At 68.8% G+C, this 26,229-nt stretch carries 28 protein-coding genes and 1 tRNA gene; 15 read left to right on the forward strand and 14 right to left on the reverse strand.

The annotated features are described in order from the left end of the window. Positions 1 to 31: 31 nt before the first annotated feature. Together L8H00_RS13400 and L8H00_RS13405 are read right to left on the reverse strand one after the other, a co-directional pair. Complete coding sequence (locus L8H00_RS13400) at positions 32 to 322, reverse strand: type II toxin-antitoxin system RelE/ParE family toxin (protein WP_242097800.1); 291 nt, start codon at positions 320 to 322, stop codon at positions 32 to 34. A gap of 3 nt (positions 323 to 325) precedes the next feature. Beyond that, entirely contained in the window at positions 326 to 604 is a 279-nt protein-coding gene (locus tag L8H00_RS13405) for a hypothetical protein (RefSeq protein ID WP_242097801.1), read from the reverse strand. A gap of 131 nt (positions 605 to 735) precedes the next feature. Here L8H00_RS13405 and L8H00_RS13410 point away from each other — a divergent pair, with 131 nt between their 5' ends. The 3 genes from L8H00_RS13410 (at position 736) to L8H00_RS13420 (ending at position 2,945) form a co-directional block, all read left to right on the forward strand. After that, positions 736 to 1,947 (forward strand): toxic anion resistance protein, encoded by a 1,212-nt coding sequence (locus tag L8H00_RS13410; protein ID WP_242097802.1) that lies wholly within the window; start codon positions 736 to 738, stop codon positions 1,945 to 1,947. A gap of 12 nt (positions 1,948 to 1,959) precedes the next feature. Next, positions 1,960 to 2,664, forward strand: a complete 705-nt coding sequence (locus L8H00_RS13415; protein ID WP_242097899.1) for a hypothetical protein — start codon at positions 1,960 to 1,962, stop codon at positions 2,662 to 2,664. Between the two features lie 116 nt (positions 2,665 to 2,780). Next, positions 2,781 to 2,945 (forward strand): hypothetical protein, encoded by a 165-nt coding sequence (locus tag L8H00_RS13420; protein WP_242097803.1) that lies wholly within the window; start codon positions 2,781 to 2,783, stop codon positions 2,943 to 2,945. A 9-nt stretch (positions 2,946 to 2,954) separates the two neighbouring features. Here L8H00_RS13420 and L8H00_RS13425 read toward each other — a convergent pair whose 3' ends face one another. From L8H00_RS13425 to ubiA, 3 genes are read right to left on the reverse strand one after another with little or no spacing between them, the layout of a single operon-like run. Beyond that, entirely contained in the window at positions 2,955 to 3,731 is a 777-nt protein-coding gene (locus tag L8H00_RS13425) for a 3'(2'),5'-bisphosphate nucleotidase CysQ (RefSeq protein ID WP_242097804.1), read from the reverse strand. Next, positions 3,724 to 5,070 carry a TldD/PmbA family protein gene (locus tag L8H00_RS13430; RefSeq protein ID WP_242097805.1) on the reverse strand — a complete coding sequence of 449 codons (1,347 nt, stop codon included), beginning with the start codon at positions 5,068 to 5,070 and terminating at the stop codon, positions 3,724 to 3,726. Before L8H00_RS13430 ends, L8H00_RS13425 begins: the two co-directional genes overlap by 8 nt. A gap of 32 nt (positions 5,071 to 5,102) precedes the next feature. After that, a complete protein-coding gene (gene ubiA, locus L8H00_RS13435; protein WP_242097806.1) occupies positions 5,103 to 6,011 on the reverse strand; it encodes a 4-hydroxybenzoate octaprenyltransferase in 909 nt (302 codons plus the stop codon). Between the two features lie 84 nt (positions 6,012 to 6,095). Between ubiA and L8H00_RS13440 the strand changes: the two genes are divergently transcribed. From L8H00_RS13440 to L8H00_RS13450, 3 genes are all read left to right on the forward strand, one after another. Beyond that, entirely contained in the window at positions 6,096 to 6,272 is a 177-nt protein-coding gene (locus L8H00_RS13440) for a hypothetical protein (RefSeq protein WP_242097807.1), read from the forward strand. Between the two features lie 55 nt (positions 6,273 to 6,327). After that, positions 6,328 to 7,068 carry a 16S rRNA (uracil(1498)-N(3))-methyltransferase gene (locus tag L8H00_RS13445; protein ID WP_242097808.1) on the forward strand — a complete coding sequence of 247 codons (741 nt, stop codon included), beginning with the start codon at positions 6,328 to 6,330 and terminating at the stop codon, positions 7,066 to 7,068. 67 nt (positions 7,069 to 7,135) lie between these two features. Continuing rightward, positions 7,136 to 8,497, forward strand: a complete 1,362-nt coding sequence (locus tag L8H00_RS13450; protein WP_242097809.1) for a glutamate--cysteine ligase — start codon at positions 7,136 to 7,138, stop codon at positions 8,495 to 8,497. Here L8H00_RS13450 and L8H00_RS13455 read toward each other — a convergent pair. Continuing rightward, the gene (locus L8H00_RS13455) at positions 8,494 to 9,777 is read right to left on the reverse strand and encodes an isoprenylcysteine carboxylmethyltransferase family protein (protein WP_242097810.1); all 1,284 of its coding nucleotides are present in this window, start codon (positions 9,775 to 9,777) and stop codon (positions 8,494 to 8,496) included. The two genes, L8H00_RS13450 and L8H00_RS13455, sit on opposite strands and share 4 nt — an antisense overlap. Positions 9,778 to 9,880: 103 nt before the next feature. Here L8H00_RS13455 and L8H00_RS13460 point away from each other — a divergent pair. The 6 genes from L8H00_RS13460 (at position 9,881) to L8H00_RS13485 (ending at position 15,799) form a co-directional block, all read left to right on the forward strand. After that, a tRNA-Gly gene (locus tag L8H00_RS13460) sits at positions 9,881 to 9,954 on the forward strand. Positions 9,955 to 10,024: 70 nt separating this feature from the next. After that, positions 10,025 to 10,486, forward strand: a complete 462-nt coding sequence (locus tag L8H00_RS13465) for an EF-hand domain-containing protein (protein ID WP_242097811.1) — start codon at positions 10,025 to 10,027, stop codon at positions 10,484 to 10,486. Beyond that, complete coding sequence (gene tgt / locus L8H00_RS13470) at positions 10,483 to 11,631, forward strand: tRNA guanosine(34) transglycosylase Tgt (RefSeq protein WP_242097812.1); 1,149 nt, start codon at positions 10,483 to 10,485, stop codon at positions 11,629 to 11,631. The genes L8H00_RS13465 and tgt overlap by 4 nt, the downstream gene beginning before the upstream one ends. Beyond that, positions 11,628 to 11,828 carry a hypothetical protein gene (locus L8H00_RS13475; protein WP_242097813.1) on the forward strand — a complete coding sequence of 67 codons (201 nt, stop codon included), beginning with the start codon at positions 11,628 to 11,630 and terminating at the stop codon, positions 11,826 to 11,828. The genes tgt and L8H00_RS13475 overlap by 4 nt, the downstream gene beginning before the upstream one ends. Then, positions 11,825 to 14,644, forward strand: a complete 2,820-nt coding sequence (locus L8H00_RS13480) for a pitrilysin family protein (protein ID WP_242097814.1) — start codon at positions 11,825 to 11,827, stop codon at positions 14,642 to 14,644. Before L8H00_RS13475 ends, L8H00_RS13480 begins: the two co-directional genes overlap by 4 nt. Before the next feature lie 96 nt (positions 14,645 to 14,740). Next, a complete protein-coding gene (locus L8H00_RS13485; RefSeq protein ID WP_242097815.1) occupies positions 14,741 to 15,799 on the forward strand; it encodes a cell wall hydrolase in 1,059 nt (352 codons plus the stop codon). Here L8H00_RS13485 and L8H00_RS13490 read toward each other — a convergent pair. From L8H00_RS13490 to L8H00_RS13510, 5 genes are all read right to left on the reverse strand, one after another. Next, a complete protein-coding gene (locus L8H00_RS13490; RefSeq protein WP_242097816.1) occupies positions 15,775 to 17,679 on the reverse strand; it encodes a prolyl oligopeptidase family serine peptidase in 1,905 nt (634 codons plus the stop codon). The two genes, L8H00_RS13485 and L8H00_RS13490, sit on opposite strands and share 25 nt — an antisense overlap. A 71-nt stretch (positions 17,680 to 17,750) precedes the next feature. Beyond that, the gene (locus L8H00_RS13495; protein WP_242097817.1) at positions 17,751 to 18,227 is read right to left on the reverse strand and encodes a hypothetical protein; all 477 of its coding nucleotides are present in this window, start codon (positions 18,225 to 18,227) and stop codon (positions 17,751 to 17,753) included. 62 nt (positions 18,228 to 18,289) lie between these two features. After that, a complete protein-coding gene (locus L8H00_RS13500; protein ID WP_242097818.1) occupies positions 18,290 to 18,583 on the reverse strand; it encodes a hypothetical protein in 294 nt (97 codons plus the stop codon). 67 nt (positions 18,584 to 18,650) lie between these two features. Beyond that, positions 18,651 to 18,863 (reverse strand): cold-shock protein, encoded by a 213-nt coding sequence (locus tag L8H00_RS13505; RefSeq protein ID WP_242097819.1) that lies wholly within the window; start codon positions 18,861 to 18,863, stop codon positions 18,651 to 18,653. Between the two features lie 127 nt (positions 18,864 to 18,990). Then, positions 18,991 to 20,340 (reverse strand): hypothetical protein, encoded by a 1,350-nt coding sequence (locus L8H00_RS13510; protein WP_242097820.1) that lies wholly within the window; start codon positions 20,338 to 20,340, stop codon positions 18,991 to 18,993. A gap of 379 nt (positions 20,341 to 20,719) precedes the next feature. On the opposite strand from L8H00_RS13510, the gene L8H00_RS13515 reads away from it, so the two are divergent. Together L8H00_RS13515 and L8H00_RS13520 are read left to right on the forward strand one after the other, a co-directional pair. Continuing rightward, entirely contained in the window at positions 20,720 to 20,992 is a 273-nt protein-coding gene (locus tag L8H00_RS13515) for a BrnT family toxin (RefSeq protein WP_242097821.1), read from the forward strand. After that, entirely contained in the window at positions 20,952 to 21,251 is a 300-nt protein-coding gene (locus L8H00_RS13520; RefSeq protein ID WP_242097822.1) for a BrnA antitoxin family protein, read from the forward strand. The genes L8H00_RS13515 and L8H00_RS13520 overlap by 41 nt, the downstream gene beginning before the upstream one ends. 15 nt (positions 21,252 to 21,266) lie before the next feature. On the opposite strand, the gene L8H00_RS13525 is transcribed toward L8H00_RS13520, so the two are convergent. From L8H00_RS13525 to uvrA, 3 genes are all read right to left on the reverse strand, one after another. Continuing rightward, positions 21,267 to 21,695: a hypothetical protein gene (locus L8H00_RS13525; RefSeq protein WP_242097823.1), complete on the reverse strand. Its 429-nt coding sequence runs from the start codon at positions 21,693 to 21,695 to the stop codon at positions 21,267 to 21,269. Between the two features lie 70 nt (positions 21,696 to 21,765). Further along, positions 21,766 to 22,614 carry a hypothetical protein gene (locus tag L8H00_RS13530; protein WP_242097824.1) on the reverse strand — a complete coding sequence of 283 codons (849 nt, stop codon included), beginning with the start codon at positions 22,612 to 22,614 and terminating at the stop codon, positions 21,766 to 21,768. A 41-nt stretch (positions 22,615 to 22,655) separates the two neighbouring features. Beyond that, positions 22,656 to 25,538, reverse strand: coding sequence for an excinuclease ABC subunit UvrA (gene uvrA / locus L8H00_RS13535; protein WP_242097825.1), 2,883 nt, complete (start codon positions 25,536 to 25,538; stop codon positions 22,656 to 22,658). A 173-nt stretch (positions 25,539 to 25,711) separates the two neighbouring features. Between uvrA and L8H00_RS13540 the strand changes: the two genes are divergently transcribed. After that, complete coding sequence (locus tag L8H00_RS13540) at positions 25,712 to 26,041, forward strand: hypothetical protein (protein WP_242097826.1); 330 nt, start codon at positions 25,712 to 25,714, stop codon at positions 26,039 to 26,041. The last annotated feature ends 188 nt before the right edge of the window (positions 26,042 to 26,229 follow it).

The following is a 26,229-nucleotide window of genomic DNA, read 5'->3' on the forward strand; positions in this document are numbered from 1 at the left end:
AGCGCAAATGGTGCGTTGCGGGAAGGGTGGCTTATGCGATGGGGATATCCGCGACGTCGCGCGCACCGTGCAGGAGCCGCACCAGCTCCATCCCGCCATCGATCGGCCGGTAGTAAAGCACGTAATTGCCGACCGTGAAGCTGCGCAGCCCGTTGCCAAGCTCGGGCCGTTCGCGGCCGAGCCGCGGATTGGCGGCCAAGAGCCGGAGTTTGGCATCGATCCGCTCGAGCAATGCGTCCGCGAACGCTTCGCTGTCGGTCGCGACGTAGCGCCAGATGCCGATCGCGTCCGAACGCGCGAGCGGAGACCGAACGGCGCGCACCGATCAGGCCGAGCGCGAGGCCGCCTTGATTTCGTTCACGTCCCAGTCCGCCGCCGGCCCGCTCTCCAGCCCTTCGGTGATCGCCTCGCGCAGGCGTTCGATCCTGTGGGCGGCGGCATCGGCGGGGGCGTGAACCGGCTCGTCGGAACCGATCGGCTCGAGCACGACCGCGCCGTCGGCGCGGCGATAGATCCGCACCTCGTCGGCCAGAAATCGATACGCCTTGGGTAGGCGGACGGCCTGGCTGCGGCCGGTCCAGAAGATCTTGGCCGTGTCGTTCACCGCACGGGCTCCTTGATAGCTATCGCGGATATATACCATTGCCGCCACTGGACAAGCGTATTATCGTAACAACACACTTGTGGGCGGCGGCTTTCATCGCCAGACTCGTGGACGAACATGGAGCGACGACGATGGCGACGACGGCCGAAACGCTGACCGAAGCACCCGCGCTGGTGCTGACCCCGCCCGATCCCGTGCCCGTCGTGCAGTCGACGAGCGCCGCCGGGCTGGTGCCGGTCGATGCCGGCGTGAAGTCGAAGCTGGACGAGCGCGTCGACGGGTTCGTCACCGATCTGGTCGCGCAGGACGTGAACTCGCCCGAATTCGGCAAGCGCGTCGATGCGATCACGGCGATGGGACAGAAGGAGATCCGCGACGCGGCGGGCCAGTCCAACCGCTTCCTCGATCGCCCGATCCGCGCGATGGACAAGGAAAGCGGCGTCGGCGCCGATCTGGCGCAGCTGCGCCGGGTGATCGAGGAACTCGATCCCGGCCGCAAGGGCGCGCTGTCGGGGCCGCGCAAGATCCTGGGCATCATCCCATTCGGCAGCAAGCTGAACACCTATTTCGACACCTACAAATCCTCGCAGACGCACATCGCCGCGATCCTGAAGAGCCTGGCTTCGGGCAAGGACGAGTTGCTGATGGACAATGCCGCGATCGACACCGAACGCGCGAACCTGTGGGCCGCGATGGGCCGGCTGGAGCAAATGATCCATCTGTCCAAGGCGATGGATGCCAAGCTGGAGGACAAGGCGAACGAACTCGACGCGACCGACCCCGCCAAGGCCAAGGCGATCCGCGAGACGGCGCTGTTCTACACCCGCCAGCGCAGCCAGGACCTGCTGACGCAGATGGCCGTCACCGTGCAGGGCTATCTTGCGCTCGATCTCGTCAAGAAGAACAATGTCGAGCTGGTGAAGGGCGTGGACCGGGCGAGCACCACCACCGTCTCGGCGCTGCGCACCGCGGTCACGGTGGCGCAGGCGCTCACCAACCAGAAGCTGGTGCTCGAACAGATCACGCAACTGAACACAACCACCGCGAACATCATCGATTCGACGGGCAAGCTGCTGAAATCCAACACCGCCGCGATCCACGAACAGGCCGCCGCCTCCACCATCCCGATCGAGACACTGCAGCGCGCGTTCCAGAACATCTACGACACGATGGACGCGATCGACACGTTCAAGCTGAAGGCGCTCGATTCGATGAAGACGACGGTCAACACGCTGGGCAACGAAGTGGAAAAGTCGCGCGGCTATATCGCGCGGGCCGAGGGCGCCGCGCAGGGCAGCCTTTCGGGACCGGCAGCCAGCCCCTTCAAGCTGGAGGCGATGTAGGCCTTGAGCCAGGTGGACGAGCAGATCGAGCGCGCGCGCGCGACGATGGCGCGCATTTCGGACGGGTATCGCGATGCGCCCGCGCGGCGGCGCACGACTCAGGCGATCGGACGCCGGCTGACGCGAATCGCCATGGCCGATGCCGCGATCCTGATCGCCGCCGTGCTGTTCGGCAGCATCGTCGCGCCGCTGGGGATCATGGGCGCCGTGCTGGTGATGGCGCTGCTCGTCGCAGCCACGCTCCTGTTCGCGCTCGTGCCTGCCGAAGGCCGCGCGCCGCCGCCCGAGAAGCTGCGCACGGTAGACCTGAAGGCGCTGCCGGCGCAGACCGAGCGCTGGCTCGGCGCTCAGCGGCCGATGCTGCCCGCCCCCGCCCGCACGCTGGTGGATCAGATCGGCGCCCGGCTCGACACGCTGTCGCCGCAGCTCGGCCGGCTCGACGGCGAAACCGAGGCGGGGCTCGAGGTGCGCCGGCTGATCGGCGAGCAGCTCCCCGCCTTCGTGGCCGATTACAACCGCGTGCCGGGCGCGCTTCGCCAGACCCCGCGTAACGGCAAGACGCCCGATGCCGAGCTCGTCGACGGGCTGCGGCTGATCGAGCGCGAGATCGCGGACATGACCGCGCGGCTGGCGCAGGACGATCTCGATGGCCTCGCCACCCGGCGGCGCTATCTGGAGACGCGCTACGGCGACGACGGCGCGGCGCCTACGCCCTAGGACGCGGCTCGCCGGTCGCGGCCGGATCGCAAAAAAGCCGGGCGTCCGCGACGCGCGATTGCGAAGTCCGTGAAGCACCGCCATGTTCGTACCGGACGAACCATGCGAGAGGGCCCTTGGATCCGGAGCAGATCATCGCCATGCGCGACCTTGTCGATCATCTGAATGCGGCGTTGGCGATTGCCGACGGCCTGTCCCAGACGCTGCTGGCCGCTTTGCTGTGCGAGTGCCTCGATAACGCGCAGCGGGTGCTCGGCGCGGCGATCTCCGATCGCGGCTGACGCCGCCGATCAGCCGTCCAGCACCTGACGCGCACGATCCGCGATCCGCGTCACGGCGGCGGCGTGGATCCCCGGCGCGGCGGCGATCACGCCGAAGGCGCGCGGATCGGGCCGGTTGAAGCGCAAGGGCGCCCCCAGCGCATCGCTGACCCCCGCGCCCGCTTCGCCCGCGATCAGCACCGCGGCGGCGACGTCCCACTCATGACCCCAGCGCAACGTCGCGACCAGATCCGCCTCGTCCGCCGCGACCATGGCGATCCGGAGCGCGATGCCGTTGGGCTTGTCGACCGCCACGAAATCGCGATCGATCCGCGGCAACGCATCGGCCGGAACGCGAGCGCCCGCCAGGCCGCGGCGCGCGCTCGCATGCAGCGCCGTACCGTTGCGGGTCGCGCCGCCGCCCCGCGTCGCCACCCAATGCTCGCCCCGCGCCGGCGCGTCGAGCACGCCCAGCACCGGCTCGCCATCCTCGACCAGCGCGATCGACACCGCCCAGCCCCGCCGCCCGCGAAGATAATCGCGCGTTCCGTCGATCGGATCGATCACCCACACCCGCGAGCGGGTCAGCCGATCGGCGCTGTCGGCGGTCTCCTCCGACAGCCAGCCCGCATCGGGAGCGATCGCCGAGAGCCGCGCGCGCAGCATCCGGTCCACCGCCAGATCGATCTCACAGGCGGGGCTCGCATCGGCCTTGCTCCAGCTTTCGACATCGGTGCGCCAGCGGGCGAGCGCCAGCGCGCCGGCCTCGCGCGCGACCTGCGCGACCGCGGCGGCGAGATCAGCCACCCGCGACGGTCATCCCCTCGATCCGCACGGTCGGCACGTTGGTGCCATAGCGAAACACCAGATCGTTGGCGGGCACGAGCGCCAGGAACATGTCCCTCAGGTTGCCGGCGATGGTGAACTCGGCGACGGGCGCGGCGATCTGACCGTCCACGATCCGGAAGCCCGCCGCACCCCGGCTGTAATCGCCAGTCAGGCCGTTCACGCCCATCCCGATCAGCTCGGTGACATAGACGCCGTCGGCGATGTCCGCGATCAGCGTCGCCGGCGGCATCGCGCCCGCTTCGAGATACAGATTGCTGGTGGAGATGCCCGGGCCGCCGCCGATGCCGCGCGCGGCATGGCCGGTCGGCTCCAGCGCCAATTGCCGCGCCGATGCCGAATCGAGCAGCCACGTCTCCAGCGTCCCGTCCTCGACGATCGTCGTCGGCGATACCGGCAGCCCCTCGCCGTCGAACGGCCGCGAGCGTAGCCCGTGCGGGCGGTGCGGATCGTCGCGCACGCACACGCCGTCCGCGAACACGCGGCTGCCGAGCGCATCGAGCAGGAAGCTCGTCTTGCGCGTGATCGCCTGCCCGCCGATCACACCGATCAGATGCCCGAGCAGCGAACCCCCGACGCGCGGATCATAGACGACGGTCATCGGGCCGCTCGGTAGCCGGCCGGGATCCAGCCGGGCCACGGCCTGCGCGCCCGCACGCGCACCGATCGCCTCGGGCGCGTCGAGATGCGCGCGATGCCGCGCGGAGTGATGCGCGTAATCGCGCTGCATCGCGCCACCCTCGCCCGCCAGCACGCTCGCCGATATGCCATAGCCGGTGGCGGCATAGGCGTTCGCAAAGCCGTGGCTGGTGGCGAGCGCCCAGACCGAGCGCGCCGCACTCGCGCCCGCGCCCTCGCTGTTCGTAACCCCCGGCACGGCGCGCGCGGCATCCTCCGCCGCCAACGCCACGTCGCGCAGCTCCTGCGGGCTGGCAGTGCCGCCGTCGTCGAGATCGAGCAGCGGCGCGGCCCCGTGCATCAGCCGCTCGGACGGCGCCAGCCCCGCCCAGCGATCCTCGGGCGCCTCGCGCGCCATGGCGATCGCGCGAGCGACGAGCGTGTCGAGCGCATCGTCCGACAGATCGGAGGTGGAGACGCTCGCGGTGCGGTGGCCGACGAACACGCGCAGCCCCATCTCCGCGCTTTCCGACCGGCCGACATCCTCCAGCGCGCCCAGCCGCACCGACACGTCGAGCGAGGCATCGGCGGCATAGACGGCGTCGGCGGCATCGGCGCCCGCGGCAGTGGCGCGCGCGACGATATCATGGGCGCGGGTCCGCGCGTCTTCGGGGGTCAGCATCGGCCCGACTTAGGGACGCGGGGCGCGGCGCGCTACCCCGCCGTGCCCACCACCAGACAGGCTGCGAACATCAACAGCCCGGCGAAGCGGTTGGCGCGAAACCGCGCGAGCGCGCCCGCGCCGTCGTCGGGCGCGAGCGTCGCGGCCTGCCAGCCGAGATGGAGCGCGACCGGGAGCAACGCCGCGAGCGCCAGGATATCGGGCCGCACCAGCCAGAACGCTCCCGCCCAGAGCAGGATCGCCACGGCATAGAAGCCGGCCACGCCCTCCCGCACATGCGCGCCCATCGCGAGCGCGGACGAGCGCACGCCGATCAACGCATCGTCCTCGCGGTCCTGAAGCGCGTAGATCGTGTCATAGCCGATCACCCAGGCGATCGACCCCGCGTAGAGCAGCGCCATCGGCCAGGAGGCGCGTCCCTGGATCGCGATCCAGCCCACCGGCAGCGCCCAGGAAAAGACGATGCCCAGCCATGCCTGCGGCCACCAGGTGATGCGCTTCATGAAGGGATAGGCCGCCACCGGCGCGAGGCTCGCCACCGCGACCGCCGCCGCCACGGGCGAAAGTTGCACCAGCACGATCAGCCCGACGAGGCACAGCGCAATGAGCCACGCCCATGCCGTCCGCACCGACACTAGCCCGCTGGGAATCGGGCGGGCGCGGGTGCGCGCCACCTGCGCGTCGAGATCGCGATCGACGATGTCGTTATAGACGCACCCCGCCCCGCGCATCGCGATGCTGCCGATCAGCAGCCAGAGCAGCAGATCCCAGCGCCGCACCGCGCCGCCCGCCAGCGCCACGCCCCAGGCGCCCGGCCAGAACAACAGCCACCATCCGATCGGCCGATCGAACCGCGCCAGCAGCGCAAGGCCGCGCATCCGTCGCGGCAGGCGCCCGACCAATCCGCCATGTTCGCTATCGGGAACGATCTGTTCGGCCATGCCGCCGGTTAGGAACACGGCGTTTGGCGCGCAACCCCGGAATGGTTACGTACGGCGCACGATGCCGCAGCCTTTGCCCCCTCGATGATCGGCCTGTCGGTCGCCGTCGGCCGCTTCGTGGAGGCGTTGTTCTGGGCGATCTTCCGCGTCGCCGGCGTCGTCGCGGGTGTCGCGCTGCTGGGGCTGGTGGCGCTGGCGCTGGTCGTCTGGCTGGTGCGCCGCCTCTGGCGACGGCGCAAACCTCCTGCCGAGCCGGAATAGCCGCCACCGCCACCGCCCCCCTCCCCGTGGCCCGGCGGATTTGTTACGGGGTGCCATGCCCGCCACCCCCGCCTGGCCGCCGCGATCGACGCCGCGGCTCTTCGTCGCCTCGCCGCTGTCGCTCGGGGCCCTCGCGCTCGACGGGCCGGCCGCGCATTATCTCGCCGGCGTGATGCGGATGCGGGTGGGCGATCCGGTCAAGCTGTTCGACGGCGAGACCGGCGAATGGCTGGGCGTCGCGCAGAGCGTCGGCCGGCGCGATCTGGTGCTCGACGTGACCGAGCGGTTGCGGCCGCGCGAGCCGGTACCCGATCTGTGGCTGTGCGCCGCGCCGCTGAAGAAGGGCCGCGTCGACTGGCTGGCGGAAAAGGCGTGCGAGCTGGGTGTCGCGCGGCTCGTTCCCACGCTCACCCGCCGCACCGTGATCGACAAACCCAACACCGAACGTCTGCGCGCGCACATGATCGAGGCGGCCGAGCAATGCGGCCGCACCGCGGTGCCCGACTGCGCCGAGCCGGTGAAGCTGGGCGCGCTGCTCCGCGATTGGCCCGCCGAACGCGCGCTGTTCTTCGCCGACGAGACCGGCGGTCTGCCCGCCCTGGCGGCGATGCGCGATCGCCCCGGCCCGGCGGCGATCCTGATCGGCCCCGAAGGCGGCTTCGACGATGACGAGCGCGCCGCGATCCGCGCCTGCCCCGCGGCGATCGGCATCGGTCTCGGCCCCCGCATCCTGCGCGCCGACACCGCCGCTGCGGCGGCGGTATCGCTGTGGATGGCGGCGGCGGGCGACTGGTAGCGTGCGCGATCGTGCGCACGCTCGATAGGCCTAGCAGCCCCGTTCATCGCAGCGTAAGGCGCGGATCATGACGACTGCCACGCCCAAGCCGATCATCGAATCGCGCGACCAGCTCATCCAGAGTTTCGCCCGGGGCGAGAAGCCCAAGGACCGCTGGCGGATCGGCACCGAGCACGAGAAGTTCGTCTATGCGCGCGCCGATCATCACGCGCCCTCCTATGACGAGGCCGGCGGCATCCGCGCGCTGCTCGGCGAACTCGAGCAATATGGCTGGAAGCCGGTGTACGAGGGCGATCACGTCATCGCGATGTCGGGCGCCGACGGCAGCATCAGCCTGGAGCCCGCCGGCCAGTTCGAACTGTCGGGCGCGCCGCTCGAAAGCCTGCACGACACCTGCGCCGAGACCGGGCGGCATCTGGAGCAGGTGAAGGCCGCGGGCGAGAAGCTCGGGATCGGCTTTCTGGGTCTCGGCATGTGGCCCGACAAGACGCGCGCCGAGCTGCCGCGGATGCCCAAGGGCCGCTATGTCATCATGCTGAACCATATGCCGCGCGTCGGCACCATGGGGCTCGACATGATGCTGCGCACCTGCACGATCCAGGTGAATCTCGACTATTCGTCCGAAGCCGATATGGTGAAGAAGTTCCGCGTCGGGTTGGCGCTCCAGCCGCTCGCGACCGCGCTGTTCGCCAATTCGCCGTTCACCGAGGGCAAGCCCAACGGCATGCTGTCCTATCGCAGCCATATCTGGTCGGACACCGATCCGCACCGCACCGGCATGCTGCCCTTCGTGTTCGAGGATGGCTTCGGCTACGAACGCTATGCCGAATATGCGCTCGATGTGCCGATGTACTTCGTCTATCGCGACGGCCGCTACATCGACGCGGCGGGCCACAGCTTCCGCGATTTCCTGAAGGGCGAGCTGGCGGTGCTGCCGGGCGAGAAGCCGACGCTCGACGATTGGAACGACCATCTGTCGACGGCCTTCCCCGAGGTGCGGCTGAAGACCTTTCTCGAGATGCGCGGCGCCGATGGCGGCCCGTGGAACCGGATCTGCGCGCTGCCGGCCTTGTGGGTGGGGCTGCTCTACGATCAGGGTGCGCTGGATGCGGCATGGGATCTGGTCAAGGGCTGGACGATCGACGAGCGCCAGGCGCTGCGCGACGCGGTGCCGCGGCTCGCGCTGGACGCGCCGTTGCCGGGCGGCGGACGGCTGCGCGATATCGCCAGCGACGTGCTCGACATCGCGAGCGCCGGGCTGTCGGCGCGGGGGCGGACGAACCGTGCGGGCGACAACGAGACCGGCTTCCTCGATCCGCTGCGCGCAATCGTGCGTACGGGCAAGGTGCCCGCGCAGAGCCTGCTCGATCGCTATCACGGCGCCTGGGGCGGCGACGTGAGCAACGTGTACGACGAAGAGAGCTTCTAGGCCGCGGCGCGGGGGCGCCGTCCCCACAACCACGCGAAGACCAGCGGCACCGCGCCGTTGCGCTGCATCCATGCGCTATAGGCGACATAGGCCGGATCGGCGGACAGATGCCGCTCCTCGGTCTTCGCGCGCCAGTAATAGATGCCGCTGACCACCCCCATCAGCACGGTCGCGCGGATCGCGTCGGTGGTGCTGCCCATCGTCAGCACCGGCACGCTGGTAAGCCACCACAACAGGTTCTTGGAAAGATAGGCCGGATGGCGCGACCAGGCATAGGGGCCGTGCGTCAGGATCCCGCGGTTGGTGAGATTGGAAAAGCGCGGCCCGAACGCGACGGTGGCGGAGGCGTAGATGCCCGCCAGCACCACGAGCGCGGCGCCGGCGCTCCACAGCAGCACCGGGTGGAACTGGAACCAGAACGCCCAGTCGCGGCCGTTGACGCCGTAATCGAACAACGAACCCCCGCCCATCAGGCTGGTTGGCGGATAGCAGAGCAGCGCCGCCACCCAGGCCGCGGCATAGGGGTTGGCGGTGCGAATGTGCGAATCGAGCGGGCGGAAGGTGAGGATATAGCCGACCGTCGCGAAGACCATGTCGATCACGAACATGAACCCGACGAGCGCGTTCGCCAGCGACACCGGATCGGCCAACAGCCCCGTGCCGGCGTTGCGCACGAACGGCCCGAAATTGCCCGGCACGCCCGCCAGCATGAACGCCAGGAAGAACGCCTTCACCGCCCAGATCCGCAAATGGTTGTAGAGCGCGGCGCGGTCGACCCCATCCTGCCCCGTCAGCCATGCGCCGAACGCCCAGGCGCCGTCGCGCGGCGCGACGAGCCGCCGGTCCAGCCACAGCACATAGGCGATCGAGCCCACGAACATCACGGGCGCGGCGACCGAGAAACACGCCATCGCGAACACCCAATTGCCGCTCCAGTAGAAGCGGAACGTGCCGTAGATCGCCGCGATGCCGGCCCAGGTGGCCCAATAGCCCGCAAGCTTCGTCAGGCTGGTGTCCAGCGTCTCGCGCCAGGGGCGTGGCGCATGCCAGTCGATTCCGGTGCTCGGATGGCGGTGGACCTTGTTGACCAGCAGCGACCAGCCGATCATCGGCACCGCGCAGGCGGCCAGATCGACCAGCGCCGAATAAGGCCCGTCGAGATGCCAGAGCACCGCCAGCCCCAGCCACGCGAGCAACCCCGCGAGCCCCGCCAGCCCCGCGCCCCGGCTGACCGCGGACGGCGGACGGGGATCGGCCATGGTCGCAGAGCCGCCTATCATGTCGTGATCCATGGCTTCACGGCTTAGCGGGGAATGGTAAGCAAGCCATGAAACATTCCCCCGCTTGCACCCCGCCCCCGCCCCGGCTAACCGGGTGAGGCACGCGGGTGTAGCTCAATGGTAGAGCAGAAGCCTTCCAAGCTTACGACGAGGGTTCGATTCCCTTCACCCGCTCCATCTTCGGCGTGCCTCCGACCTTCCGAAAACGCCGCTGGCGGCGCGGCGCGGCGGCTGTCATGAGGCGGTCATGCTCCTGATCCTCGCGCTTGCCGCGCAGGCGGTTCCCGCCGCGTCGCCCGTCCGGCCGCAACCCGCCGGCACCATCTTGGTCGATCCCGCCGCGATGTTCATCGCTGCCTGCGATGCCGATGGCGATGCGCGCGTCACCCGCGCCGAGCTCGATCCGTGCGTGGCGCGCAGCTTCGCGACCGCGGACGGCGCGGCCGGTGGCTCGATCGGCTATATCGCCTATGCCGAGTGGGCGAAGCGCTGGCTGGGCGACGCCAACGCGCTGCCGAGCCCGTTCGAGGTGGATACGAACGGCGACGACCGGATCACGCTCGCCGAACTGCAAGGCCGCTTCGCGCAGATCTTCCAGCGGCTGGACGTCGATCGGGACGGCGCGCTCACCCGCACCGAGCTGGTGACGATCCGCGCGAGCGCGCCACGCCTGCCGGACGACGCGGGCGGGCGGAAGAAGCGCCGGTGAGCCGCTTTTCCTTCACGATCGCGGCGACCGATGGCCGTGCACGGACCGGCGCGATCGCGATGCGCCGCGGCACGATCCGCACCCCCGCCTTCATGCCGGTCGGCACCGCAGCCACGGTCAAGGGCATGAAGCCCGCCGACGTCGCTGCGTCGGGCGCCGACATCATCCTCGGCAACACCTATCACCTGATGCTGCGCCCCGGCGCCGAGCGGGTCGCGCGGTTGGGCGGCTTGCATGCGTTGATGGGGTGGGACCGCCCGATCCTGACCGACTCCGGCGGTTATCAAGTGATGAGCCTGGCCGACCTGACCAAGCGCAGCGAGGAGGGCGTCGCGTTCAAGTCGCATCTCGACGGCACGCGGCACCTGCTGACGCCGGAGCGTTCGATCGAGATCCAGCGGCTGCTCGGCTCGGATATCGTCATGGCGTTCGACGAGCTGGTGCCGACCACCGCGACGGCTGAAGTGCAGGCCGCGGCCATGGAGCGTTCGATGCGCTGGGCACGGCGATCGCGCGACGCGTTCGACGGCGGCGGCGCGCATGCCGAGGGCGCGGCGATCTTCGGCATCCAGCAGGGCGCGCTCGACCAGGGCCTGCGCAAGGCCTCGGCGGATGCGCTGACCGCGATCGGCTTCGACGGCTATGCGGTGGGCGGCCTGGCGGTGGGCGAAGGGCAAGAGGCGATGTTCGGTTGTCTCGATTTCGCGCCCGATCAATTGCCCGCCGACAAGCCGCGGTATCTGATGGGCGTCGGCAAGCCGACCGACATCGTCGGCGCGGTCGAGCGCGGAATTGACATGTTCGACTGCGTGATGCCCACGCGCTCGGGCCGCACCGGCCAGGCCTTTGCACGGACCGGCCCGATCAACATCCGCAACGCCCGGTTCGCCGAGGATCAGGGGCCGCTCGATCCCGCCTGCCCCTGCCCGGTCTGCGCGACCTGGAGCCGCGCCTATCTCCACCATCTGGTGCGCAGCGGCGAGATGCTCGGCGCGATGCTGATGACCGAGCACAATATCTGGTTCTACGAAACGCTCATGGCAGACTTGCGCACGGCGATCGCGGCGCAGACACTCACCCTGTTCGCCAACCAATTCCGCGCCTTGTATGCAGGCGCGGCTTCGCATTCCGGAGAGCCCGCGTGACCGATTCGACCGACGACGCCCCCAACGAGATCCTCGCCGCTGCCAAGGAGGCCAAGGCGCGCAGCGAAGCCGCCGCCAAGGCGGTAACGGGCAAGGCCAAGAGCTGGCCGCTCGCCAAGATCGGGCTGGGCGTCGGGATCGGTTCGGCGGCGATCGCGGGCGCGGTGCTGTTCGCCAACCGGTCCAAGGACCAGTGAGCCTGCGTCGCGCGCTCGCCGCGCTGCTGATCGGCAGCATCGCCGCGCCGGTCATCGCCGCGCCGGCGCCGGCATCGGTACCGCCGATCGCGTTCACCGAACGCACGCTCGGCAACGGGCTGCGCGTCTATGCGATCCGCGACACGACGACGCCCAACGTGGCGATCCAGATGTGGTACGATGTCGGCTCGAAGGACGATCCCAAGGGTCGCTCGGGCTTCGCGCACATGTTCGAGCATCTGATGTTCAAGGCGACGCGCAACCTCGTCTCCGAACAGTTCGACCGCCTGACCGAGGATGTCGGCGGCAACAACAACGCCTCCACCAACGACGACTATACCGAATATCACGAGACGGTTCCCGCCAACCACCTCCAGCGGCTGCTGTTTGCCGAGGCGGACCGGATGGCGAGCCTCGTCGTCGAGCCCAGGAGCTTCGGTTCGGAACGTGCCGTGGTCGAGGAGGAGTTGCGCCAGAGCACGCTCGCCCGCCCCTATGGCAAGCTGTTCTCGGTCGATCTGTCCGCCGCCTCGTACACGCGCCATCCCTATGCGCGCTCGACGATCGGCAGCATCCCCAACCTCGAATCCGCCTCGATCGACGATGTGCGCGCGTTTCATGCGACCTATTACCGGCCGGACAATGCGATCCTGGTCGTGTCGGGCAATTTCGATCCTGCGCAACTGAACGCATGGGTGGACCGGTATTTCGCCGGGATCGCGCGGCCTTCCACACCGATCCCCCGCGTCACGGTGGTCGAGCCGCCGCGCACGCATGCAGTGTCCTACACCGTCTATGAAGCCAACACGCCGCTGCCGGCCGTGCTGCTCAGCTATCACGTGCCGCCCGATCGCGCGCCCGACGTGCCGGCGCTGACCGTCCTCCAGACGATCCTGGCGACCGGCGAAAGCTCGCGGCTCTATCAGTCGCTCGTCTATCGCGACCAGCTCGCGCAGGATGCGGCGGCCAGCCTCGACACCAAGCAGGGCACGGGCAACCTCGCGGTCTATGCGATCATGGCCGGCGGCAAGGACGTCGCGTTGGGCGAGGCCGCGTTGAAGCGCGAGATCGCGGCGCTGCGCGACACGCCCGTGAGCGCGGCCGATCTGGCGCAGGCGAAGAACCAGATCGTCACCGCGACGCTCAGGAGCCGGGAGACCGCCGAGGGCAAGGCGCGCACCATCGCCTCGTCCGCCATCATCGATGGCGACCCGCACGATGCCGACCGCCAGCTCGCCGCGATCGCGACCGTCAGCGCCGCCGACGTGCAGCGCGTGGCGCGCGCCTATCTCGCCGACGATCAGGCGGTGACGATCCGCTATCTGCCGATCGAGAGCAAACCGGCCAGCGCGGTGGCGGACACGATCGCGGTCTCGCCCAGCGTCGTCGTGGCCGACCTCGCCCCGCCCCGCGACGTCGCGATCGTCACCCCCGCGAGCGCTGCAGAGCGCGCCTCGCTGCCGCCAGTCGCGGCGGCGGTGAAACCCAACGTGCCGCAGCCGGTGGAGACGGTGCTGGCGAACGGCATCCGGCTCGTCACGCTCGAACGCCACGGCCTGCCGCTCGTCACGGCGACGTTGGTCGCGCGCGGCGGCGCGGCGGACACGCGCGCGCCCGCGGGTGCGGCCAGCCTGTCGGCCACGCTGCTCACCAAGGGCACCGCGACTCGGTCCGCGACGCAGATCGCGCGTGCGATCGAGTCGCTCGGCGGATCGATCGGCAGCGATGCGGACCGCGACGGCGCGACGATCGATGTGACGGTGAAGTCGGACCAGCTCGCCCCCGCCATGGACATCCTGGCGGATGTCGCGCGCAACCCCGCCTTCGCCGCGCCCGAGATCGAACGCGCCCGCGCGCAGGCCGTCGATGCAGCAGGCGTCGCGCTGAAGAACCCGGCGCAGGTGGCAGCCCTTGCCGCCTCGCGCGCGGTGTTCGGCGCGCATCCCTATGGCGCCCCCCTGGAAGGAACGCCCGCCTCGCTCGCCGCGATCACGCGGGGCGACCTGACGGCGAGCTATCGGCGGAGCTGGGTGCCGGCGCGCACCACGCTGATCCTCGTCGGCGACATCACGCCCGCCAAGGCCATCGCGCTCGCCAATGCGCGGTTCGCCGACTGGCATGTCGCCGATGCCGCGGCGGCCCCCATGGCGCCGCCACTCGCGGCACCTGCCCCACGCGTGATCGTGGTCGACATGCCCGATGCGGGCCAGGCCGGCGTGGTCGTGGCGCGCACCGGGATCGCGCGCGCCGACCCGCGCTATTATCCGCTTGCCCTGGCCAACACGATCCTCGGCGGCGGCTTCTCGTCGCGGTTGAACCAGGAAATCCGCATCAAGCGCGGCTTGGCCTATGGGGCGGGCAGCAGCATGCAGGCCCGCCGCGAACCCGGCCTGATCGCCGCACGCACGCAGACCAAGAACCCGTCTGCCGCCGAAGTAGTCGAGCTGATCGTCGCGCAGATGCGCGCGATGGGCGCAGCGCCCGCATCGCCCGGCGAGATCGAGACGCGCAAGGCGGTGCTCGTCGGCAATTTCGGCGCGACGATCGAGACGACGGGTGGTGCCGCCGGGCTGCTCGCCAATTATGTCGAGGAGGACGTGCCGCTTGCCGAACTGCAGCGCTTCACCGATCGCGTGCAGGCGGTGGATGCGGATGCCGAGCAGAAAGTGTCGGTCGCGCTGCTCGATCCCGCACCCGCCAGCATCGTCGTGGCGGGCGACGCACGGCAGTTCCTGCCCGCGCTGCGTAAGGTCTATCCGCAGCTCGAGGTGATCCCGTCCGCCGCGCTGAAGCTCGACGTGCCCGCGCTGCGATGATCCGCCGAACATTGCCGGGCGCCCTCTTCGCCCCGGAGCGGGACGGGCCGCATTCGCAGGCGGACGGCGGCGGCGCGATCGGCTAGGGCCGCGCGGATGCGGGTTCGGGCGACGACATGGCGGGTGGTGACTCGGGTCTGGCTGGTGTTGGCCGGGCTGGGTCTGGCGGCGCTGCTGGCCATGATCGCGCATGCGGCGTGGCGGGCGGTCGAGGCGGATCATGCCGCGCCGGCCGCGGCGACCATCGGTGCTACGGCCAGCGGCTATGAAGCGGACGCGCATTTCCCGGGCGCGGCGCTGCTCTATGCCGGCGAAGGCCCGCGCCCGGCGATGGCGGCGCCGGCCCGCGGCACGACGGGCACCGCGCCGTTGCCCGCCTTGCCCATTCCGGCCGCCATGGCCGCCGCGATCGTGGCGGCGAACACCGGCGTCGTTCCCGCGCGGCCCTTCGCCTTTGCCGGTGGTGCCACGGACCGGGCGCGGGCGGCGGAATGCCTGACCGCCGCGATCTATTACGAGGCGGCTTCCGAACCCGATGCCGGGCAGCAGGCGGTGGCGCAGGTGGTGCTCAACCGCGTTCGCCACCCCGCCTTCCCCGCGACGGTGTGCGGCGTCGTCTATCAGGGCTCCGAACATGCCGGCTGCCAGTTCAGCTTCGCCTGCGACGGCGCCACCGCACGCGTGCCGTCGCGCGCCGGCTGGGCGCGCGCGGCGCATGTCGCGGGCGCGGCGCTGGCGGGGTATGTCTTCGCGCCGGTGGGGCTTGCCACGCATTATCACACCTATGCGGTAACCCCCGCCTGGAACCGCGCGCTGGTGATGACCGATGCGGTGGGCGCGCATTTCTTTCACCGGTGGAAGGGCTATTGGGGCACTGCCGCCGCCTTCAGCCAGCACTACCACGGCGGCGAGCCGGTGCCGGGGCCGCACGTCCCGGTCGCCGCGCCGCCGGTGGCGCTCGCGACGATCGTGCCCGCCCCCGCCGCCGCTCCTGCGCCCGTTACGCCCGCCGCCACGGTGCAGCCCGCCTATCGCGACAGCGGCACGATCCGCCCGACACCCGCGCCCACCGACAACCTGCCCCCCGCGTCGCAGGTGCTCGACCGGTGGAAGGATTCGGGCAAGCCGCTCTACGGCCTCGCCGGCCCCAAATAACGGGCAAGCCAGGCGAGCGAGCGGCGGCGCACATCGGCCGCATTCGCCGCGCCGCGGATGCCGTGCCCCTCGTCCGCATAGATGACGAGCGACGTCGGCACGCCCATCGCCTTCAACCCGCTCCACCATTCGACCGACTGGGTGGGCGGCACCTCGATGTCGCGCTCCCCCACCGAGATGAAGGTGGGCGTCTTCGCGCGCGTCACATAGGTGATCGGCGACAGCTTCCGGTAGATGTCGGGATCGGCATAGAGCGACTGGCCGAAATAGGGGATCATCCACTGGTCGATCCCGTTGGTGCCATAATAGCTCGTCCAGTCCGACAGGCCCGCGGCCGCCAGGATCGCCTTGAACCGGTTGGTCTGCGTGTTGGCCCACATCGCCATGAAGCCGCCATAGCTGCCGCCCATCAGCCCCAGCCGCGCATCGTCGATCGGCGCGACCTTCTCCACCGCGTCGATCCCCGACAGGATATCGCGCAGATCGCCGCCGCCGAAATCGCGGCGGTTGGCGGCGGTGAACGCCTCGCCCTGGCCGTAGCTGCCGCGCGGATTGGGCAGGAACACGGCATAGCCCGCGCCGATCAGGTCGCCGAGGCCACCCGGCGTCACGAAGCCCGGCACATGCGCCGCCGCCGGCCCGCCATGCACGTCGACCACCATCGCCCGCTTGCCCGACGCGGGCGTGCGCGGCGTCAGCAGCCAGCCCTGCACGTCATGGCCTTCGTTGCGCCAGGTTATGCTGCGCGACGCGACGATCGGCGCCACCGCATCATTGTCGTGGGTGACGGCGCGCATCGCGCCGACGGGCCCCGCCTGGATCGCCGGGGCATGTTCGAAATCCTGCACCACGCTCGCCGCGATCCGGCCGTCCGCGCTGTAGGCGGCGCGGCCGTCGCCCGCGGCCAGGCTGGCGGGGCGGCTCCACAGCACCGCCGGCCCTTTGGCCGGATCGAACGCGATCACCTGCTGCTCGGCGCCGGCGAGCGTCGTCGCGCGGATACCGCCGCGGGTCCAGTCGAGCGAGGTGACGCTCGCCTTATAGTCGGGCGTCCGGTCGGTCGGCGTGCCGCCGCCGATCGGCACCGTCCAGATATCGCCGCCCACCGAGCCGAAGTCGCTCATCAGGCCGCCGATATAAGCGACGGTCTTCCCGTCCGGCGAGACGCGCGGGTAATTGGCCTGGGTCGACGGCCTGGCAATGGGACGGACGGTGCCGGTGCGCGCATCGATCGCGTCCAGCGTCGCCACCCACCAGTTCGCATCGCCATTGCCGAGCGCAGTGGTCGCCACGAAGCCCGCGCCGTCGGGCGTCCAGTCATATTCATAGACATAGCGGCCGGCGGGCGAGACCGGCGCCACGTCCTTCGCCGCCACCGTGCCACCGATGTCGAAGACCGCGAGCCGTTGTTCGTCGTTCGCCTCGCCGATCTCGCCGACCTGCCGGACGCCCGCCTGCGAAGCCCCCGCCTCCTTGTTGGCGGCCAGCGTCACCAGCAAGGCGATGCGGCGGCCGTCGGGCGAGAAGCGCGGCGTCTGCGCGATGCCGCCGATGGTGGCGATGGTCCGGGCGCCGCGCGCATCGGCGACCGACAGCCGCACCACGCCCGCCGCGCGATCCCGCGCCAGGAAGGCCAGCGTGCCGTCGGGGCCGAAGGTTAGCCCCGAATAGCTGCACGCCGCGCACGGATCGATCTTGCGCAGGATCGCGCCGTCGAGGCCGCGCACCATGATCGCGCCGTGATCCGCGTCGCCGCTCTCGACGTCCGCGATCCGGTCGCCCGCCGGCGAAAGCGCGAGCGCGGCGAACCGGTGGACCTGTGCGGATGCGGGACTAGCCGCGAGGATCAGGGCAACGAGGGGAAGCGCGGGACGGAGCATGGACGGGGCTTTCGCAAGGACCCGCTCCGGTTAACCCAGCGCTTCCAACATTACGAGGGGTCAGAGCGGCGTCAGGCCGCGCCGGTCGCCTCGGTGAAGCCGCTGCCGCGATCGGCGACGAGCGTGGGGGCGGGCCCGGTCGCCGGGCGAAGCGCCTCGCGCTCGTCTGCGGTCGGCACCGCGGTGGGATCGGGCCGGAAGGCTTCGGGAGCCCGGTCGCCGGGAGCGGGGCGGTGATCGCCCATCAGATCGGTGGGGACGTGCTCGGCACCGGGATCGGAATGGCCGCTCGGCGCGGGCTTGGGCTGTTCCGCCATGCCGACCGGGGCCGCCGCCATATCGGCGGGGCGCGGGTCGATCGGCGCGGTGACGCTGTCGCCGGGGACCGCGCCCACGCCCGGCATCGTGTTCGCCGGCGAGCGGGCGGCGTTTCCGCCGGGCCGGGCGCCGCTGCCGGGCTTCGGCCCGAACTTGCCGACGCCCACCACCCAGGCCGCCGCGCCGACCGCAAAGGCGGCGAGCCCCAGGCCCATCTTCCCGTAATTCATGACCGTTCATCCCTCGCTGCGTAGGAGGACAGGAACGGACCGGAGCCGATCCGTGTTCCGGATCAGCCGATCATCAAAGGCTTGTCGTGCGCGACGTCGTCGTCTTCGTCGTCATGCGCGAGATCGTTCGCCGCGCCGTTCGCGGGGACGGCGTTCGCCGCCAAGTCGTTCGCGGCTTCGGTGGTGGCCTTGCGCGTATCGCGCAGCACCTGCGTGCGCTCGGCACGGGCGGCCATCGCGCCCCAGGCATTGGCGGCCCGCGTGCAACGCTCGCGGACATTGTCGAGGAGGGCGGCGTCGGCATTGGCCTGTTCGGCCTCTGCGCGCAGGCGGTAGAAGTTCGCTTCGTCGGCCATGGGATCTCCTAGACGGGTACGGGGTCGGGAAGCGGCCCGGACGATCGCCCGGGCCGCGCCGTTCGCGTCAATCCGCGGCGGAGAGGTTCACCGCGCTGGTCTTGCCGCGACGGTCCTGCTCCAGCTCGTACGTGACGCGCTGGTTCTGGTTGAGGGTCTGCATGCCCGCACGCTCGACGGCGGTGATGTGCACGAACGCGTCCGCGCCGCCATCCTCGGGGGCGATGAAGCCATAGCCCTTGTCGGCGTTGAAGAACTTGACGGTGCCGGTGATGGCCATGGGAGATACTTTCTTCTTCGTGGGCGTGCCCGACTGCCGGGCCCGCTCGGTCGCGAGGCAGCAGGGAAAGAAGGAGAAAGGAGCCGCAAGAGCGCCGTAGACCGTCGATGTGCGACTGTAGCCCGCCTCATATGGGCGCAATCGCGCAGTTTGGCAAATCGGGTGCAGGGCCGGGGAGCGGCGCGGTGCGGGGCGATGCCGCTTCGCGCGCCGCTGTGTTCCCCGCTCGGCACTCCACCTTGCACTCGACTTGTACCCCGGCGAAGGCCGGGGCCCAGTCGGGAGACGCCTGTGACGACGCGCCGCCGTCCATCACGGAAGACGTGCCAACTGGGCCCCGGCCTCCGCCGGGGTACAAGGTAGCGCCTGGGGTGAGAGGAGGCTCCAGGGTGGCAGGAGGCTCCAGCGCGTCAGGCGCCGCTCGCGCGGGAGGCTCCCACACGGAAACGGCATCCTCCGTGCCCTCCACCTCTCCGCCCTGCGCCAGCGCGGCGAACCAGGCGTCGCGTTCGCGCGCATCGCGCATCCGGCGCGGGGCCAGTTCGGCATCGGCGGCGGCCTCCATCGCCGCCTCTTCCGCGTCGTCGAGCCCGCGCTCATAGTCGACGTCGCCATAATCGCCGTCCTCATAGCCGTCGAACCCGGCCGGCGGCGGAAAGCGCGTCATCCAGCGGCCGCCGTCGCTGCACCACCACACCGGGTCGGGCCCCTCGGCGTCGAGCCGAAGTGGAGGAAGTGGAGGCGTGGACGCATCCTCCGCTTCGCCCGGCGCGGCCGCCGCACCGCCCAGCGCCACCAGCCCGGCCGCCTCGGCGCGCAGCCATTGCCCGGCGGTCCACTCGGCGCGGCGGGCGGGATCGAGATCGGCCATGTCCACCTCCATCAGCCGGCCCGCGCCGGTGCGCAGCCACGTGTCCGCCCGCGCCAGCGCGATCACGGGAGCGAGATCGGCGGCATCGTCGCCGAGCCTGGTGGCCAGGAACAGGCCCGCGCGCGCCGGCCCCGCCTCGCGGTCGAGCAGATCGAGGAACGCGTCGAACTCGGCGGCGACCAGCCGCGCGGCCTGCCCGGCGGCGCCGTCCTGCGCGGCCGCCTGGCGATCCGCGCGGTGGAGCATCATCGTGGCGAGCCGGTTGTCGTAGCGGTGGCGGGTGACGATGCTGCCGTCGGGGCGCTCGATCGTCTCGGTGACGCCGGCGATCGCGCGTTCGTGCAGCGCGTCGCCCAGCCGCTCGCGCCCGAGCAGCCGCGCCCCGTCCCACGCCAGCGCGAAGGTCGCGCCCGTCGCCCGCCGGCGCAGCGCATAGGCGCTCGACACCGCCATGCCGACGCGCGCGCAGGCGACCGCCACCGTCTCCCCTTCCGCGATCGCCTCGCAAAAGCCGCGCTGGCGATCGGGCGTCCACCCGTCATGCCGCGCGCCCTGCGCGGGGGCGGGCGCGGGCGGCGGCGCGAGGAACGCGGACAGCGCGTTCACGCTGCACCCCGCATCGGCTGGAGCGGCGTGTGGTGGGCGGTTGGGTGGCGGGCGGCATCGCGCGGGGCGATCCGGCGGGCGAAGGCGGGGGTGTGTGGGTGGGGCATGGGGTCCTCCGTGTCACGAGAGGGCCGAGCAGATATGCCGGAACGGGGCGTGTAGGACAGCCCGCGCCGCGAGAATTTGGCAAAGCCAAAGGCGAGCCTCCGGGCGCGGGCCCGGCCGGCGGGGCCAGCAGCCCCGACCGACGACGCGGCTTCGCCGCGGCGCGCCCGCCATCCCTTCTCACATCCGATGCTTCTCCGGTTGCGAGATGGGCGGCCCATCCACACACTCCCGCTTGACAACCGACATTATGTAGCTACATAAAGAGGTATGCGTGGAGATCAGCTTCGATCCGCTCAAACGGGACGTCACGCTGCAAGAGCGCGGACTCGATTTCGCCGATGCCGGGACGGTGTTCGAAGGACCGACCTTCACCTTCGAAGACACGCGGTTCGTCTATGCCGAGCGCCGCTTTTCGACCTTCGGCCTGCTGAACGGTCGCATGGTGGTGCTGATCTGGAGCGAAACCGCAGAAGGTCGACGGATCATATCGATGAGGAAAGCCAATGACCGCGAGCAAGCCCGCTATCGTCACCGAATGGGTTGACCCCGACGACGCGCCGGAATGGACGGACGAGATGTTCGATGCGGCCGAGATCGCCGTGGGTGGAAAGGTCGTCCGACCGGCGACGGGCCATCTCGGCCCGAACGGTGTCGTGCGTGGCCGACCGCCGCAGCGGGACAAGGCGAAGCAGCAAGTGACGCTGCGGCTGGACGCGGACGTGCTCGCGTGGTTTCGCCAGAGCGGGCCGGGCTGGCAGGGGCGGATCAATGCGGCTTTGCGGAAGGTGGAAGGACTGTGCTGATCTTTCCGCGATAAATTATTTCGGTCGCATGTATTCCAGCATGCTGAGCATATTCGTCGCGTTGATAACGCCCCAACATTCCCGGAGGGTAAGGCTGATAAGGAAATACATCCAAAATCCTGCCATCCACGCATCCCATCGATCGCCAAGGAACGAGATTTTAACCCCACCTCCTGCCATTATTGCTACATAGCTTATCATTACAATCACAACAAGAATGGCAAGCTGGAATCCGTATATATAATCTTCAGTAGGCCTTTCGTCAGTGAAAAGCTTTTCTCGCAATTCTTTTATCTGCAGCATCGTAGATGCACGCGTAGTCCACGCCATCGACAACCCAATGAGAATAGAACAAGCGGGAAACAAGGCTTTTTGAGCAAATATGAATGGATTCTCATTAATTAGGCTCATTGAAAGTGCCGCGACTATTACATGGATAGCCATATAGTTATTCAAGACGTTATAAATTCCTCGAGGCCCCTTCTTAGAGCCACGGGTTAACCACTCCCAAAAGTTATCCATTATTTACTGGGTTCCGCCGTACACGGCGATACGCCCTTCTGGCACCTTCAAGGACCGCCGACAAAATCGAGGCATCTGGATCAGGCTCGACCGGCTCTGTCACGGGATTTCCTGTAATATGTATACGCTTCGGCAGGCCACCCTCACTCGGGCGGATTGTCGCGGCAGCCTTCTCACCATCTGCAGCTACCGCATTTGCGATTTCCTCGATCACATCTTTGTTAAGATCCATTCCTTCGGTCTCAATCGTAGAAGTCTCTCCTCCGACTTCCTGTGTAAATTCCTTCGCTGGACCTTGTATTAAGCGATCCACATCGATCGGGTTTGGCCGCGATACGGTGAAACTAAATCTTATCACCGCCTTCGATCTATGGATAGCCTCTATGAAGCCAACGGGGTCTTGTATCGGCTCGACCGATATAATCGAGTTTGCCCTTTCTGCAAAGGGCGCTGCATTCAACAGGGTGGCCAACTTGTTTGCGATTTGAGAGGTATTCTGGGAAACGCCCGCCTTTCGGATTATCCCACAAACTTGTATTTCTTCGTCAAATACGCCGAATGTAAATGGCGCCCGCATGGCTTCTTCTTCAAGAAAGTCATGGGTACTATCATCAAACTGCTGTACAGTTACAGCCTGCTTTCGCCCCATCGCAAACGCGACGCCACCTTCGCCAATATTTTTTACATTTCCAATGTGCCACTCTGAACCTCTGCCTACATCCGCTGTGGGCTTAAACTCAATAGATCTCACAATGATGGAGGAAGGGGTATCCGAGCTACGCAACAAGTCTCCTTGCGGTAAAGTCTCGCATTTTATGCGTAACACATGGATGTAAAACATCGCACCCCCGTTGGCTGTCTCCCATCCGTTAGATCATTCCACTATGATTTTAGCAACGGCGCCAGATACCGCCCCGTAAAGCTCCCCGCCGCCTTCGCCACCGCTTCCGGCACGCCTTCCGCCACGATCTCGCCGCCCTTCACGCCGCCTTCGGGCCCCAGGTCGATCACCCAGTCCGCGGTCTTGATGACGTCGAGATTGTGTTCGATCACCACCACCGTATTGCCCTGCTCGACCAGCGCGTGGAGCACTTCGAGCAACTTGCGCACGTCTTCGAAATGCAGGCCGGTGGTCGGTTCGTCGAGGATGTAGAGCGTGTTGCCGGTCGCCCGCCGCGACAGTTCCTTGGCGAGCTTCACGCGCTGCGCCTCGCCGCCGCTCAAGGTCGTCGCCTGCTGGCCGACCTTCACATAGCCCAGCCCCACCTCGACCAGCATCGCCATCCGGTCGCGGATGGGCGGCACCGCGGCGAAGAAGGCGGCGGCGTCCTCGACGGTCATGTCGAGCACATCGGCGATGCTGTGGCCCTTGAACTTCACCTCCAGCGTCTCGCGGTTGTAGCGCGCGCCGTGGCACACGTCGCACGTCACATAGACGTCGGGCAGGAAGTGCATCTCGATCTTCAGCACGCCGTCGCCCTGGCACGCCTCGCACCGGCCGCCCTTCACGTTGAAGCTGAAGCGGCCGGGCTTGTAGCCGCGCGCGTTCGATTCCGGCAGCCCGGCGAACCAGTCGCGGATCAGCGTGAAGCTGCCGGTATAGGTCGCCGGGTTGCTGCGCGGGGTGCGGCCGATCGGCGACTGATCGATGTCGATCACCTTGTCGAGATATTGCAGGCCGGTGATCCTGTCGTGCTTGCCCTGCTGGATCCGCGCGCCGTTCAGCTCGCGCGCGGCGGCGGCATAGAGCGTGTCGATCGTGAAGCTCGACTTGCCGCTGCCCGACACGCCGGTGATGCAGGTGAAGGTGCCCAAGGGGATGCTCGCGGTCACGCCGCGCAGATTGTTGGCCACCGCATTGTGGACGGTGAGCTTCTTGCCGTTGCCCTTGCGGCGCTTGGCCGGCACCGGCACCTTGCGGACGCCGTTCAGGTAATCGGCGGTGATGCTGGTCTTGGATTTGAGCAGCTGCTTCAGCGTGCCCTGCGCGACGACCGCGCCGCCGTGCACGCCGGCGCCCGGCCCCATGTCGATGATGTAATCCGCGGTGCGGATCGCATCCTCGTCATGCTCGACCACCAGCACGGTGTTGCCGAGATCGCGCAAGCGCCGGAGCGTGGCGAGCAGCATGTCGTTGTCGCGCTGGTGAAGCCCGATGCTCGGCTCGTCGAGCACGTAGAGCACGCCCGACAGGCCGCTGCCGATCTGGCTGGCGAGGCGGATGCGCTGCGATTCGCCGCCGCTGAGCGTGCCCGAGGTGCGATCGAGGTTGAGATAATCGAGCCCGACATTGTTGAGGAAGCCGAGCCGCTCGACGATCTCCTTCAGGATGCGCTCGGCGATCGCGTTCTGCTGGTCGCCCAGATGCTGCGGCAGATCGGTGAAGAAGGCGAGCGCGTCGACCACCGACAGATGCGTGGCATAGGCGATGTCCTTCATCGCGATCTTCACCGCCAGCGCCTCGGGCTTCAGGCGCGCGCCGTGGCAGACCTCGCAGGGTGCTGCGGACTGGTACTTCGCCAGCTCCTCGCGCATCCACGCGCTCTCGGTCTGGAGCATGCGGCGGTTGAGATTGCCGATCACGCCCTCGAAGGGCTTGGAAACGTCGTACTTCTTCTTGCCGTCGATGAAGGTCAGCGTGACGGGCTTGCCCTTGGAGCCGTGGAGGATGGTGCGGCGCACCTCCTCGGGCAGCTCGGCCCACGGCGTCTCGAGCGAAAAGGCGAATTCGCGCGCCAGGCTGCCCAGCACCTGCATGTAATAGGGGCTGGGCGGATTGGATTTCGCCCAGGGCACCACCGCGCCCTTCTTGATCGACAGGCCGTGATTGGGCACGACGAGGTCCTCGTCGAACAGCAGCTTCTCGCCGAGGCCGTCACAGGCCGGGCACGCCCCCTGCGGCGCGTTGAAGCTGAACAGCCGGGGCTCGATCTCGCTGATCGTGAAGCCGCTGACCGGGCAGGCGAATTTCTCGCTGAACACGATGCGGCCGGGCGGCGCGTGATCGCCCAGCACTTCGGATTTGGGGGTATGCGCCTCGACCGGATCGGCGGGATCGACATAGGCCAGCCCCTCGGCCAGCTTCAGCGCGGTCTCGAAGCTCTCCGCCAGCCGGGTCGCGATGTCGCCGCCCGTCACGAGGCGGTCGACCACCACCTCGATGTCGTGCTTGTATTTCTTGTCGAGCGCGGGCGCCTCGTCGATCTCATGCACCTGCCCGTCGATCCGCACGCGGGTGAAGCCCGCCTTCTGCCATTCCTGCAGCTCCTTGCGGTATTCGCCCTTGCGGCCGCGCACGACGGGCGCGAGCAGGTACAGCCGCGTGCCCTCGGGCAGCGCCAGCACGCGGTCGACCATCTGGCTGACGGTCTGCGCGGCGATCGGCTCGCCGGTGGCGGGGCTGTAGGGCACGCCGACGCGCGCCCAGAGCAGGCGCATATAGTCGTAGATCTCGGTGACGGTCGCCACCGTGGAGCGCGGGTTGCGGCTCGTGGTCTTCTGCTCGATCGAAATGGCGGGGGAGAGCCCCTCGATATGATCGACATCGGGCTTCTGCATCAGTTCGAGGAACTGGCGCGCATAGGCCGACAGGCTCTCGACATAGCGCCGCTGGCCCTCGGCATAGATGGTGTCGAAGGCGAGGCTCGACTTGCCCGACCCCGAGAGGCCGGTGATGACCGTCAGCGTGTCGCGGGGGATGTCGATGTCGACGTCCTTGAGGTTGTGCTCGCGCGCGCCGCGGACGGAGATCTTGGTCAGGGACATGGACGAGTTCTACTTCTGTTCTGCAGGGAGCGCCAGAGGGCGGATCGGGCCGGGGGACGAGATAGGAACACGAACGTCGCCCCGCCACCATGGTTGCGCGCCGGGGTCGAAGCCCCGCTGGTTGAAGGTGGGCGATCGTGTATTATCTGTCTGATACACGAAAGGACGCGACCATGGCCAAGACGACGAAGATCCCCAAGCGCATCGCCGGGGTGAAGCTGCCCAAGGACCTGCGCAAGGCCGGCAACGCGCTGATCGAGCGCGCGCAGAGCCCCGAAGGGCGGCAGGTGCTGACCGCCGGCCTCGCCATGGCCGCGACCGCCGCCACCGCCGCACTCGCCAAGCGCGCGCAGACCCCGCCCGAGCCCGCGCGGCCCGCCCCCGAAGCCCCCGACGCCCCGCCCCAGGGCACGCAGAGCGCGCCGGATCCGCAGGCGATGGCCGACGCCTTCATGGGCGCCGCCGAGCGCGCGCTGGGGCAGTTTTTCGGGAAGCGGGTGTAAAGCTCCTGGCGGGGCGGGCGAGGATCGCTCGCATCCGCGATGGGCGCACGCGGCATGACCATCGCCGTCGAGATGGATCGGAAACGAATGCGAAATCCCGACCCATCGCTTTGACACCGCAAGCCGGCGGCGCATGATCGCGGCTTCAGGCTCGGGGGCTCGCATGACACGATCGTTTATGCTTTTCG

This window comes from Sphingomonas sp. CROZ-RG-20F-R02-07, from assembly GCF_022662335.1.
Lineage (GTDB): Bacteria > Pseudomonadota > Alphaproteobacteria > Sphingomonadales > Sphingomonadaceae > Sphingomonas.